11 protein-coding genes and 1 other annotated feature are annotated in these 13,454 nt (G+C 55.9%); of the genes, 7 read left to right on the top strand and 4 right to left on the bottom strand.

The window, feature by feature from the left end; all coding sequences use genetic code 11:
- Positions 1–100: 100 nt before the first annotated feature.
- Positions 101–676: a hypothetical protein gene (locus F1379_RS20490; RefSeq protein WP_150273347.1), complete on the bottom strand. Its 576-nt coding sequence runs from the start codon at positions 674–676 to the stop codon at positions 101–103.
- A 190-nt stretch (positions 677–866) separates the two neighbouring features.
- Here F1379_RS20490 and F1379_RS20495 point away from each other — a divergent pair, with 190 nt between their 5' ends.
- Complete coding sequence (locus F1379_RS20495; protein ID WP_150273349.1) at positions 867–2,405, top strand: peptidase G2 autoproteolytic cleavage domain-containing protein; 1,539 nt, start codon at positions 867–869, stop codon at positions 2,403–2,405.
- 136 nt (positions 2,406–2,541) lie between these two features.
- Here F1379_RS20495 and F1379_RS30555 read toward each other — a convergent pair whose 3' ends face one another.
- The gene (locus F1379_RS30555) at positions 2,542–2,673 is read right to left on the bottom strand and encodes a hypothetical protein (RefSeq protein WP_275262616.1); all 132 of its coding nucleotides are present in this window, start codon (positions 2,671–2,673) and stop codon (positions 2,542–2,544) included.
- Positions 2,674–3,212: 539 nt separating this feature from the next.
- Between F1379_RS30555 and F1379_RS20500 the strand changes: the two genes are divergently transcribed.
- From F1379_RS20500 to F1379_RS20520, 5 genes are all read left to right on the top strand, one after another.
- Positions 3,213–4,502 carry an arsenic transporter gene (locus tag F1379_RS20500; protein WP_150273356.1) on the top strand — a complete coding sequence of 430 codons (1,290 nt, stop codon included), beginning with the start codon at positions 3,213–3,215 and terminating at the stop codon, positions 4,500–4,502.
- 69 nt (positions 4,503–4,571) lie between these two features.
- Positions 4,572–4,838, top strand: a binding site (T-box leader).
- 113 nt (positions 4,839–4,951) lie between these two features.
- Complete coding sequence (locus F1379_RS20505) at positions 4,952–6,643, top strand: glutamine--tRNA ligase/YqeY domain fusion protein (protein ID WP_150273553.1); 1,692 nt, start codon at positions 4,952–4,954, stop codon at positions 6,641–6,643.
- A gap of 304 nt (positions 6,644–6,947) precedes the next feature.
- Positions 6,948–8,204: an Nramp family divalent metal transporter gene (locus tag F1379_RS20510; RefSeq protein WP_150273555.1), complete on the top strand. Its 1,257-nt coding sequence runs from the start codon at positions 6,948–6,950 to the stop codon at positions 8,202–8,204.
- A 98-nt stretch (positions 8,205–8,302) separates the two neighbouring features.
- Entirely contained in the window at positions 8,303–8,806 is a 504-nt protein-coding gene (locus tag F1379_RS20515) for a hypothetical protein (protein WP_150273359.1), read from the top strand.
- A 97-nt stretch (positions 8,807–8,903) separates the two neighbouring features.
- Positions 8,904–9,911 carry an HD-GYP domain-containing protein gene (locus F1379_RS20520; protein WP_150273365.1) on the top strand — a complete coding sequence of 336 codons (1,008 nt, stop codon included), beginning with the start codon at positions 8,904–8,906 and terminating at the stop codon, positions 9,909–9,911.
- A gap of 6 nt (positions 9,912–9,917) precedes the next feature.
- Here the strand turns inward: F1379_RS20520 and F1379_RS20525 are convergent, their stop codons facing one another.
- Together F1379_RS20525 and F1379_RS20530 are read right to left on the bottom strand one after the other, a co-directional pair.
- Positions 9,918–11,027, bottom strand: coding sequence for an N-acetylmuramoyl-L-alanine amidase family protein (locus tag F1379_RS20525; protein ID WP_150273368.1), 1,110 nt, complete (start codon positions 11,025–11,027; stop codon positions 9,918–9,920).
- A 173-nt stretch (positions 11,028–11,200) separates the two neighbouring features.
- Complete coding sequence (locus tag F1379_RS20530) at positions 11,201–12,454, bottom strand: MFS transporter (protein ID WP_150273370.1); 1,254 nt, start codon at positions 12,452–12,454, stop codon at positions 11,201–11,203.
- A gap of 117 nt (positions 12,455–12,571) precedes the next feature.
- Here F1379_RS20530 and F1379_RS20535 point away from each other — a divergent pair, with 117 nt between their 5' ends.
- Entirely contained in the window at positions 12,572–13,453 is an 882-nt protein-coding gene (locus tag F1379_RS20535; protein ID WP_150273373.1) for a helix-turn-helix domain-containing protein, read from the top strand.
- Position 13,454: the final 1 nt, after the last annotated feature.

Genomic DNA, 13,454 nt, shown 5'->3' on the forward strand with positions numbered 1-13,454 from the left:
ATAAAGAAAAACTCCGCTCAACGGAGCCATTCTTAAATTACCCTGATTGTCGGAGAATTATGGCTGACGGCCCGTTTGTGCCGCTGGATTGTCCTTCTTGCTAGCGAAACGACTGTATAATCTGTTCCTTGAATTCCTCCACCCCGGCCGGAGTAATCTGTCCCTGGAAGGTGGATAAGCCGCCACGTTCACCAGCCGCATACCGGACCTTGTCATCCTCGCCAATATCAAACCTTCCCTGATAGACACCGCTGATCACATAAGCTTCATCCTCAATCACCGGGCCTTCATAACGGTCCAGAAAAAGAATGAACCGGTCGCTGGTCTTGGTCAGATTGATATTCAGGGATTCAAGCTCCAGGAGTTGGAGCGTCTGGCCCATGGCTGAAGCGTTCCCTTTAATGACATCCGTTACCGTAAGCTCATTTATAATAAAATTCGCCCCTGCATAAGCCACCTTAGATGAATTTTCGGTCAGCAGAGCCTCGACGATCAGCGGAGAAGCAGCCGTAAGTCCGCCCAAATCTTCAAACCGTTCCGCCAGATCAAGCTGAGAATAGTCCGTTTGTCCGGCGGAGGCTTCCGGAAGCTGCACAGCTTGCCTATTGTGGGCGCATCCGGACAGGGTGAGACACAACAACAGAAGCAGTGGAAGCAGAATACGGCATTTCATCATCGGATTCCTCCTTGTAGTTCGTACAGACACCGTGATCGGCGGATACTCTTTACTTCAGACGCAATGACCCTGCGATTAGTTTCAAGCGGTGGGACAATGCACCAATTTCGGCAACTTGGCCCTTTTGCCGTTGCTGCCGTTTGTCCGGGGACATAGTTATATTGTAATACGGACAGAAAGCGGTGATCAGATGGGAAGCGGAATCGGTAATACAGCAAGCGGATTCGCGGCACATGCCCAAGGGCTGAATACCACGGGCAGCGGCGATGCCGCGTATTCGGAGGGGTACTCGACACTGGCGAGCGGCGCGACCTCGCATGCGGAGGGGAATGCCAGCACGGCCAGCGGGAATGCCGCCCATGCCGAGGGGAATTTAACCCAGGCCAGTGCGGACACGGCGCATGCCGAAGGGACCTCGACGGTAGCCAGCGGAATTGCGGCACACTCGGAGGGCTACGCCACACAGGCAATGGGCGAAAGCTCCCATGCCGAAGGCTCGATGACCGTGGCTGCAGGCGCGGAGGCCCATGCGGAAGGCAGCGGCACCCAGGCCTGGGGAGAACGTTCCCACACGGAGGGCTTCAATACATCGACTCAGACAACCGCAGCCAATGCCCATGCCGAAGGGGAAGGCAACTCCGTCAGTGGACGGGCCGCCCATGCCGAAGGCGGGGGCGTGGACCCGCTTGGGAACATGGCGCCGAATTTTGCCGGCGGCGACAGCTCCCATGCGGAAGGCGTGGGCACCACCGCCTTGGGGTTCGCTTCCCATGCCGAAGGGGGAACCTCGGATGTGACCGGCTCGCCGGGTCCGCTGGCGCTGGGCGACTTCTCCCACGCCGAAGGACAGAACACGACGGCGAGCGGTATCTCCGCCCATGCCGAAGGCGTAGGGACTCTAGCCAGCGGCGCCTATGCCCATGCCGAAGGGGCAGATACGACGGCGGACGGCCAGGCGTCGCATGCCGAGGGATTCATGACCCAGGCGCTGGCGGCGAATTCACATGCCGCAGGCGAGAACACGACGGTACTGGCCGACCATCCGGGGGCCTACATTATGGGGCAGAACGGTTCCACCCGGTTTGCCTACTCCTGGCATCTCGCCAATGGCCTGGGCGTTGGACCGACGCTGAATGCGGCAGTCATTGAAGGGGCTACGGGCAACCTGTATCTGGACGGAACCGTCGTCTCTCCGGCGGCTGCGGATTATGCCGAGATGTTCGAGACGGCGGACGGGCGTCCGATTGAGCCGGGTTATTTCGTTACCTTTGATGACGCAGGTGAGAAGATCCGCAAGGCAACTTCCGCCGACGGCTATATTTTGGGTGTAATCAGCGCACGGCCGGCAGTTCTTGCCGATGCCAGCGACCTGCGCTGGCATAAGCTATTTGTCACAGATGAATGGGGGCAGATCCAGATGCAGGAGGTGGAGGTGCCCGAGATAAGGGATGAGCTGGGAAATGTAGTACGCGAGGCGTTCATCAAGAATGAGCCGGTGTTGAATCCTGAATGGAACGGCTCCCGGGAATACATTCCGCGGCGGGAGCGGGAGGAGTGGGTGGCCGTCGGCATTGTCGGCAAGCTGCCGGTCCGCGACGACGGGACCTGCGAGCCGGGCGGCTACTGCCGGCCGAACGATGATGGCATTGCCGTACCGGCACCTGCCGGTGAAGGCTACCGGGTCATGAGCCGTACCGGTGACCGCCGGATACGCATCTTTGTCAAATAGCGGGCTGCAGGCGGACCGATTAGGTGCCAGGAGAAGCCTTGCCCTGAGAATCGTAAAGATCGACCGCCCCGTACTTCTAGACAGAAACGGCTGTACCGTCCCGGGCAGGACGATACAGCCGTTGTCTGTGTATGCTTTAGAACTTCCCTTTCTTGCCGGCCAGCTGCACGATCATAATGACAAGGACGAGCAGGGCAATGAGCTGATCTGTACTCATCTCGGTCCGGGCCTCCATTCCTCTAGTGGACTGGCTCCTTCGGACCGGCATCTCCTCTCCCGGGGCGGATGCTGCTCTGTTCCCTATGCTTCAATCTATGACACCGTTAATGCCGTTAGTACCTAACCGGGTAAATAATTAATGAAGTTGCCAAAAATGCTGTAAAGAAATAAAAGCAGTATTGTGAAGCCGGAAGACTCTCTTATAATAGAAACATACTATTTAATTTGAATAAAAGAACAGCACACAAGAGTGGAGGTTAAAGGGGGAGCATGAACTGTCAACGGATCACAGGCGCTAACGCAAATAGGTCGATTTTGGCAAACTAATTTTGGCGGTTTTATGGATTTCAGCCATCTAATTCGATTTTCCAACTGGGCAGCTATTTGCTGCTATGAAACCAACGGCCAAATGGCTGTAATAAAGAACCAGGGACACAGTACCGGGGAGTCCAGAACAGTGCGCCAGTTACTATGCTCAAGAAATTCAAAGGTCTACATAAAGCGGTAATCAAAGCTTGAGAGAGATAATTTTAAACTGGGAGTGTTTGTGTACATGTCATTGTGCAGCAGCGTGCGGGAGGCTATTCTGTGGTATTTATCGCTTGTCTGATTTTTATTGTTACTTTGTTCTTTGTTATCTGGCAGCCGCGAAAGCTGTCGATTGGCTGGTCCGCCTGCGCCGGAGCGGTCTTGTCCCTGCTGGCCGGTACGGTAAGCTTCAGGGATGTGCTCGATGTGACCGGCATCGTCTGGAATGCGACACTGGCCTTTGTGGCGATCATTCTGATCTCGCTGATCCTCGACCGGATCGGCTTCTTCGAATGGGCAGCGCTGCATATGGCTGCGGCAGCCCGGGGCAACGGAGTGCGGATGTTTATCTACGTCATCCTGCTGGGTGCGGTTGTGTCCGCCTTCTTTGCCAATGACGGAGCGGCGCTGATCCTCACGCCGATTGTGCTGGCAATGGTGCGGGCGCTGGATTTTGACGAACGGAAGGTATTTCCGTTCATCATGGCCAGCGGGTTCATCGCCGATACCACTTCGCTGCCGCTGCTCGTCAGCAATCTGGTCAATATCGTGTCCGCCGATTTCTTCGGCATCGGCTTTATGGAGTATGCGGGACATATGCTGCTGCCGACCGTCTTCTCTCTGGGAGCAAGCCTTCTGGTCTTATACCTTTATTTCCGCCGGAGCATTCCCGGCCGTTTCGACGCTTCCGGACTGAAAGCGCCGCGCGAAGCAATCACAGATCCGCGCATGTTCAAGCTGTCCTGGTGGGTACTGGGGGTGCTGCTCGCCGGCTATTTCATCAGTGAGTTCATGAACATACCGGTATCTCTGGTAGCCGGCGTAGTAGCACTGTGCTTCCTGCTGATGGCCAGACGCAGCCCGGCGGTGAAGACGATGGAAGTGGTCAAGGGAGCCCCGTGGGCCATTGTGTTCTTCTCCATCGGTATGTACGTCGTCGTATATGGACTACGCAATGCAGGTCTGACCGATGTGCTGGCTGAATGGATTCAGGCGGCGGCACGGCAGGGGCTGTTCGCTGCTACGATGGGGATGGGCTTTCTGGCCGCTGTGATCTCTTCGGTCATGAACAATCTGCCGACGGTCCTGATCGGCGCGCTGGCAATTGATGCTGCGGATACATCGGGACTGATCAAGGAAGCCTTAATCTATGCCAATGTTATCGGCTCGGATCTTGGTCCGAAGATTACGCCGATCGGCTCGCTGGCGACGCTGCTGTGGCTGCATGTGCTCTCCTCCAAGGGCGTGAAAATCTCCTGGGGCACTTATTTTAAGACAGGCGTCGTGCTGACGGTCCCTACGCTGTTCCTGACCCTGCTTGGTCTGTATCTGGGACTCAAGCTGTTCTGATGTCAGGCTATGTTATGACCGGTCTTTACAAGGACAGGCCGTATTTGGTATTCTGAATCCAATTCATTCACAAACGCGATGACGAGAAGAGTAGATAAAGCATTCCTTCACAGAGAGCCCCTGTTGCTGAAAGGGGGCAGGGAAGACTTTGTTGAACCAAGCCTCTGAGCGGCGGACCGGAACCGGGTATTGATCAGCCGGGGATGGTGCGACAGGCGCTCCTGTTACAGAGCTAGAGTATAACCCTTGCCGGGCAGGCAAGGCCGTACTTGATGAGATTAATATGGCGACATATTAATAAACCTGGGGTGGCACCGCGAGAACTTCGTCCCCAAGACAGATGTCTTGGAGGTGAGGTTTTTTTTGTATGCGGCGACTGGGCTGCGCGGTGACGACTATATAACCGGGAGGAATGAATAATGAACGCTGATACTGGTACAAATGCGGATATGAACACGAATAGAGGCACCTCTGCGGAAGCACCGGCGGAGAATTTTATGGAGCGGCTGATTCGCGAGGATATGGAGGCCGGAACCTTCAGCCGAGAGGTCTGCACCAGGTTCCCTCCTGAACCCAACGGTTACCTTCATATCGGCAGTGCCTTTGCCATACTGACGAATTACACGCTGGCTCAAGCTTTTAAGGGGCGGTTTCACTTGCGGTTTGACGACACGAATCCGCTCAAAGAGGATATGGAATACGTCAATGCGATCCTTGAAGACATGGAATGGCTGGGGGCAAATCCCGGCGGCCATATTTATTACGGCTCGGATTATTCCGGGGAGATTTACAATTGTGCCGAGAAGCTGATCCGCAAGGGCAAAGCCTTTGTATGCGATCTGACTGCCGAGGAGCTTACGGCGGCCAGAGGCACGCTGACCGCGCCCGGACAGGATAGCCCTTACCGTAACCGTTCCGTTGAGGAGAATCTGCAGCTCTTCAGAGAGATGAGGGCAGGCAGGTACCCGAATGGCGCCAAAGTGCTGCGGGCCAGGATCGATATGGCTTCGCCCAACATCAACCTGCGGGACCCGGTGCTGTACCGGATCATCCATGCCCGGCATTACCGCAGCGGAGATGACTGGTGTATCTACCCGATGTACGACTTTGCGCATCCTATCCAGGATGCCATTGAAGGCATCACGCATTCCCTGTGCTCGCTGGAATTCCGGGACCACCGGCCACTCTATGAGTGGGTGCTGGAGGAGCTGGAGATCCCGGAGCCCCCGATGCAAAGGGAATTCGGCCGCGTCAATCTGACCGGGGTCATTACCAGCAAGCGCTATCTGCGCCAGCTGGTGGCCGGAGGCTATGTCGACGGCTGGGATGATCCGCGTCTGCCGACGCTGCGCGGCCTCCGCCGCAGAGGCTTCACGCCGGAGAGCATCCGCCGGTTCGTGCAGGAGATCGGCATGGTCCGCAATCAGTCGACCGTGGATTTCTCGCTGCTGGAGCACTGCCTCCGGCAGGATCTGAAAGCGGCGGCCCCGTGTATTATGGCGGTGCTTCGCCCGCTCAAGGTTGTGCTGACCAACTTCAGCGAAGGGGCAACGGAGCTGCTTACCCTGGATAACAACAGCGAGAACAGCGCACTCGGTACCAGGGAGGTGCCGATCTCCCGGGAGCTCTATATAGAGCGAGACGACTTCATGGAAGAACCGTCCCCCGGCTTCCGGCGGCTGAGTCCGGGCGGCGAGGTACGCCTCAAGGGGGCATACATCATCCGCTGTGATGAGGTAATCAAGGATGCCGGGACCGGTGAAATCCTGGAGCTGCACTGCACCTACGATCCCGATTCGCGAAGCGGCGGACCCGCGAGCGGGCGCAAAGTCAAAGGGACGGTGCACTGGGTGGCAGCGGCACAGGCGGTCGCGGCGGAGGTGAGGCTGTATGAGCCGCTGCTGAAGGAAGAAGGGGGACCGGCCAAGGGCGGCGATGACTGGAACGAGCGGCTCAATCCATCCTCCCTGACGGTGCTGGAGCATTGCCTGCTGGAGCCGTACGCACAGGCAGCGTTGCCCGAGTCCAAATTCCAGTTCATGCGCCAGGGCTACTTTACGGCGGACAAGGAGCCTGAAGCGGGCTTGCTGGTCTTTCACCGGATCGTACCGCTGAAGGACGGCTGGAAGGCGCGGAAGTAGTCCCGCGGCGAATTATTCGCCAATACCTTATCGGCACCCCGGCGGGTGTGTGCGGCTATGCCAGGCCCGCGCTACCTGCCGGGGTGTTTGTATTCAGTGATTCCCGGACGCCGGGCGGAGTTATAATTATCTATAATGATTTATGAAAATGGCTTCCATGAAAATTTCATTTACAACCACTGCTGATCGGAATATAATAAAACCAGAAGGAAAGTTGCCCAAAGGAAACTTTGATGGATATAGACAACTTTTGGAACGGGGAGGGATTGATATGCTGGAGCAAAGAGCGAAGCAGCCGCTGGTTATGGACGGCGGCAACAACCGAATTTCCGCACAGGCGGTGCTGAACGGTGAAGTCAAGGGCTGGAAACGCCTCCTGCCGTTTCTGGGTCCGGCATTCATCGCTTCGGTAGCTTATCTCGATCCGGGGAATTTCGCCACCAATATTACGGCTGGCTCGAAATACGGTTACCTGCTGCTTTGGGTCATAGTTGCTTCTAATTTAATGGCCGTGCTGATCCAGTCGTTATCGGCCAAGCTGGGTATCGCCACAGGCAAGAATCTGCCTGAAGTGGCGCGGGAGAATTTCTCTAAAGGAACCTCCATCTTTCTGTGGATACAGAGTGAGCTGGTGATCATTGCTACAGATTTGGCGGAATTTATCGGCGCGGCGCTGGGACTGTATTTATTATTCGGCATTCCGATGCTTCCGGCTGCGCTGATTACAGCTGTCGGGTCATTCGCCATTCTGGAGCTGCAGCGCCGGGGCTACCGTTCGCTGGAAGCGGGCATCTCAGCCATGGTGCTGATTGTGGTGCTGGCCTTTGCCTTTCAGGTGATTGTGGCGCATCCCGATGCCGGAAGCATTGCTGCCGGAATGGTTACACCCCGGTTTGAAGGTGTGGATAGTGTACTGCTGGCCGCAGGGATTCTCGGCGCAACCGTGATGCCGCATGCCATTTATCTGCACTCTTCCCTGACACAGAGCCGGATCGTCGGCCGGGACGACAACGAGAAGAGGAAGATATTTAAGCTGGAAATGGTTGATATTGTTATTGCTATGCTGATTGCCGGTGCCGTTAATCTGGCAATGGTCATCGTCTCTGCCGCGCTGTTCTTCAAGAACGGACTGGTGGTAGAGGATCTGGATGTCGCATTTGAACAGTTCCGCCAGTTATCCGGACCCGTTACGGCCATTGCTTTCGGTCTGGGTCTCTTGATCGCCGGGCTCTCCAGCTCATCGGTAGGTACTATGGCCGGGGATGTAGTCATGCAAGGCTTCATTAATAAAAGAATTAATCTGTACGTAAGACGCGCCATTACGATTGTGCCGCCGCTGGCGATTATCGCCTTCGGCGTAAATCCGACAAGTGCCTTGGTGATGAGCCAGGTCATTCTCTCCTTCGGTATCGCCTTTGCCCTGATTCCGCTGGTGATGTTTACAAGCAGCCGCCGGATAATGGGTAGCCTGGTTAACCGCAAGGTGACCACGGCGCTCGGCTGGGTCATTTCGGCGCTGGTCGTGTCGCTGAATCTGTTCCTGATTGTGGAGATGTTTTAGTTATCAGCATGAGTTGGCGTAGTTCAGCCAGCTCTTTTTTATTTATACCTCGCATAACAAGATACACTGTGTTATTTTTAGGCAAATGGAGGTGTTCTATGGAAATCCGGCATATGAAGCGTAAATGGAATATATACTGGAAGGCTTCCCTGATTTGTTTATCTGTCTTGGTAATACTTCTAATCACCGTCTGGGGCGGAAGACAGTTCTACTCCAACGAGCGAACTTCCTACTATAACGCGTTGTGGTCTGAATTGTATCGCAATGAAGAGCTGGATGTAACTGGTATCAGGTCGATTGTACAACAAGAAATCGATCGCGGACATATCAAAGACACACTGATTACAGAGGGTGGAGGCTCCGCTGCGCCAATTATTTTTACAACGCTGGGTAATGAAGGCTTCCCTCAATATGATAACTTGCTGATTCAGACTGAAGTTGAAGCAAGAGCCGCTGTCCATCCCAACTACAATAAAGTGTATGAAATCCGGTATTCCTATAATACAGTCAGAGATTCAGTTGTAATTGTCCTGGGTGCGGGGCTGTTCATCCTTTCCGCTTTCCTTTTTGCAATAGGAGCAGTTAAAAACAAGCGAGGCTGAACCGCCTGTTCCGATGATTTCACAATTTCTCCACTCCGGCCGATAATAACCATAAGGAAACTTTTACATAACAGTCGGCTGATCGGGAGGGTGTGTCATGGACAGATACCTGGGTAGAATCATCAAAAATGACTTGCACAATGCATACGGGGTGACGGTAATTCCGGCGGGCAGCGCCTTGAATGAAGAGCATCTGGAGCTGATCCGCAAACAGAGAATTAACGTGCTGGACATCGTTTTTGCGAATGCGGCGGAAAGGGAGCCGGACTGCGGGCAGAAGGTGAATTATGCCGTAGGAATGGCCAAGGAGCTGTTTGAATCCTTCAGGCTGACCCATAAGGTTCCGCTCGCGGATATCCGGAAAGAGGTTGTTCCCGCTGTGCTGGACATCGCGCTTACCCCCGATATCTTCACTTTGTTTCAGGAAATCCGCGGTACGGATGATTATACATATGAGCACAATATCGGCGTTGGTGTATTGTCTGCGCTTATCGGCAGATGGCTGAGAATGGAGGAGGGGGAGCTTGCGGCGTTGACGCTTGCGGCCACGCTTCATGATATCGGCAAATTGAAGCTGCCAGCCGAGCTGCTGACGAAGCCGGACAAGCTGACCGCCGGGGAGTACGAATTGGTCAAGAAGCATACCATCTACGGCTACGAGATGCTGAAGGAGACGGTGGGGGCGAATTCGCGTATGGCGCTTGCCGCACTGCAGCATCATGAGCGCAACGACGGCAAAGGTTATCCGCTGGGGCTGACCGAGGAGCAGATCGACCCTTTCAGCAAAATCATCGCCGTCGCCGATATTTTTCATGCCATGTCTTCACGGCGCCCCTATCACGAGGCGATGCCCTTCCATGTGATCGTCGATCAGATGCGCAGAGGCAGCTTCGGGGTGCTCGATCCGCATATTGTATCGGTCTTTCTGGACAATATCGTAAAGCGTTCGATTGGCCGGGTTGTGGTGCTGACCGACGGACGGGTCGGAGAGATTGTGTATCTCAACCCGCATAATATCGAGACGCCGCTCGTGCGCATCAAGGATGAATACATAGATCTCAGCAAGAACAGAGATATTGCAATCGATTCGATTGCCGTAGAATAAGGTATTTTATCTGGAAAAATAATCCGACAGCCCTTCGGCGATTGCCTGGGCCGCCCGTTTCTGGTAAGCGGCTTTCCGCACAATGGACTCATCGCTGCGGTTGCTTAAGAAGCCCAGCTCCACCAGCACGGCAGGCAGTGTGTTCTCCCGCAGAATGTGGTAGTTGCCGAAGGAGAGGCCGTTGCTCTTCAGGCCGATGCCTTGTCCCAGCCGGTTCTCGATGGAGCGGGCCAGGCGCAGATCATCATCCTCCGAATAATAGAAGGTCAGCGTTCCCGAAACATTCTTGGGCGAAGAGTTATAATGGACGCTGACAAAAGCATCGGCTCCCGCCTCACGGCCGATCTGCACCCGCCGCGCCAGTGAGGGCTTCTGATCCCCGCTTCGCGTCAGTCGGACCTGTGCGCCCTTGGCCGCCAGATAATCGCGAAGATACAGAGAGGTCTGCAGCGTCAGATCCTTCTCCATCGTGTCATAGCTCGTGCCGAGCATGCCGGGATCGCTGCCGCCATGGCCCGGATCGACGACAATCGTCTTCCCGCGGATACCGCCGCTGCGGGTCGGCGCGTTCTTGATTGCCGCTGCCGTGCTGGTGGAGCCGCCACTGCCGGTGATGTACTGGCCAGACACCCAGCCGGTCTCGCCGGCAGCTGTCCTGATCTGGGCCCAGCCGCCCTCGCTCCGCAGCACCGTTACCGTGTCCCTTTCCTTCAGCGCCCCTTTGACCTCATGCGAGGTGCCGGGGCCGCTGCGGATGCGCAGGGAGCTTGCAGTCACAGTGGCGCTGCGGGCTGCGGATGAAGCTGTGCCGGAAGAGCGCACGGCTGTGGCAACGCTGCCCGGGTTGCCCGCCTTCTTGAGATAATAACCGGCAACCCAGCCGGAAACCCCGCCACCCCTGATCTTCAGCCAGCCGAAGGCTTCATCGGTGACGGTCACACTGGCTCCTTGCTTCAGCGAGCCGGTGACCGCTGCATCCTTGGCCGGCTCGCTGCGCACATTCAGCGAGCTGGCATTGACGGTGGCCGTGTATGCGGCAGCGGTTGCGGCATGCGGCAGCGTGGAGGCCGTGAGCAGGCAGACAGCCAGTAGGGCAGTATGTATTTTGCGTTTCATGGAATAACCTCGTTTCATCGGCAGGATAAAGGTTTATACCCCTATTTATCGGCCGGAAAACAAGTTTGTTTAAAATTTAAAATGCCTTTACAGGCGATGCAAATCCCGCATTCAGGTTGGCGTAATCTGCGAATTGCGGGATTGCTTGGCGTGGTTCTCTGGGGAAATCCGCTTTATTGATCGGTGACTGCCGCTGCCGCCGGAAGCTGCGGCTTCTGCTGCTGCTTGCCGTGCCGACGTCTGGCCATGCCAAGGAGCAGGCTCCCGGCAACGGTAATGCCGCCCAGGATTCCGAATACCGGCAGAGGGGAGCCGAGGCCGAATTGTGAGAGCAAATAGGTCCCGCAGACAGGGCCAAGGATGGTCCCCGCCTTAATGCTCTCCGCACATCCGAAATACAGCCCTTTGTCTTCCGGCGGTGCCAGCTCGTTCACCAACGCGTCGAAGCGGGCGCTGAGCAGCAGCTCCCCCAGGCTGAAGAGCAGGATGAACAGCCAAGGCGCCAGCGAAGCGGAAGGGAGCAGGAAGGCCGGAAAGCTGAGTCCGATAAGCAGATTGCCGGCGATAAGAATGGTGAAGGGATTGCGGCCCTGCATCCATGCCAGCACGAAATATTGTGCGGCCAGAATAATGACGGCGTTGGCCGATAGCAGCAGGGAATATATGCCTAACCCATTTGTAAAGACGGGGCTGCCCGATACATATTGCGAAACACTTGCGTTAAGCTGCGAGTATCCGAAGAAGGAGCAGGCGGTTCCGGCCAGCAGCAGAAGAAATACGGTGTCTCCGCTAATTGCAGCGAAGGCTGAGCGCCGCGGATGACCGGCGGCTCTTGGCAATCCGCGTCCATGCGAAGCCGGGAGATCCCGAAAGAAGTACATTGTCGATAAGCCGTACAGGATGTAGGACACGCCAAGCAGCACATAAGGCAGCAGCGTTCGGTCCATCCGCAGCAGCAGGCTCAGCAGCGGTCCGGCGAAGGCGCCGATATTAATCGCCGCGTAGCGCAGGTTGAACACCAGAAGGTGCTGCTCCTTCGGGGAATGGATGGACAGCTGCTTTTTGGAGGCCGGCTCAAAGATCGCATAACATAACCCGTTCAGTCCGCTAAGCAGCAGAAATTGCCAGAAGCTGTCCGCATAGAAGAACAGAATGAATACAACTCCCCAGCAGACAGGCACAACGGAGAGCGTCCGCCGCGCCGGAAGCCGGTCGGCCAGAGCGCCGCCGAACCCGCTGAACAGCACATTGGCCAGCGGGTTGATGCCCAGGACGTAACCGGTAAGCTGCACGGATATCTGCTTATGATCGCTCAAATACATGGCCAGAAACGGTGTGCTCATGAACAGTGCCGTCCGCGTTACGATGGTGCCGATCAGAATATTCCATACCTTGCCGTTTAAACTCCCTAACCTTTGCCATTTCATCTTTCATTTCTCCCCGGTCCAGAATGATCTTTTGCAATCGAAATGTAGCATAATGTCATAAACAGATCCTGGAAATGTGCTGTATACTCACAAAATAGGGCAAAGGAGTGAGAGCAAATGCATCTGGGAGCAACGATCAGACAGGTGCGGAAATCGAAGGGAATGAAGCAGGCGGGGCTGGCAGCGGGAATAATGAGCCGCTCTAACCTGTCGCGGTTCGAGGGCGGGGAGTATTCGCCGGGGTACGACAAGCTTATTCTGCTACTGGATAAGCTGGAGATGAGTCTGGACGAGCTGCTGTTCCTGCACCGTGACTATGTGGAGCCGGTTAAGCGAAGCCTCCATCTCGATCTTGCAGAAGCCGGTAACCGCTATGATCTGGACCGGGTAAAGGCGCTCAGCCATGAGTGCTTCAAGCTGTACCGGGAGACGGGGACCGAGGCGTTCCACCATCTGTATCTGCTCGGCCAAAGCGTGCTGCTTCGGCGCGGGCGGCGTGACCGGGTGGCGGAGCTGAGCGAGATCGCTGCCAGTATCAAGCCGTATCTGCTCGGCGTGGAGCAATGGTATTTATATGAGTTCAAGCTGCTGAACAATTTCCTGTTCACCTTCAGCAGCGGCGACGCCGCTTTCTTTGGCCGGAGGGGCGTGGCTGAATTCGCCAAATACCGCGCGTTTCCCGAGAGCCGGACCGTCCAGCAGCATTTGATGCAGAATATCGCCATCATCTGTCTGCGGGAGCGGGATTACGCCCAGAGCCTGTATTTTCTGCAGCAGGCCTTGCCGCTGGCCGACAAAACCCATCTGCTGTACGACAAAATCGAGACCTCCATCTACTATGAGATCACGCGGATTCGTCTCGGACAGCAAGAAAGCACCGCCGAGCTGGACCGGTATCTGCTCATTCTGCGGCAGCTTGGCTTTACGGACAGCTACCGCGCGCTGCGGAGCGTCTGCAGCGAGCATGGAATACACAGCCTAACAGGCGATGCTTTGTGAA

It is taken from the genome of Paenibacillus tepidiphilus (assembly GCF_008635795.1).
Taxonomy (GTDB): Bacteria; Bacillota; Bacilli; order Paenibacillales; family Paenibacillaceae; genus Paenibacillus_AQ; species Paenibacillus_AQ tepidiphilus.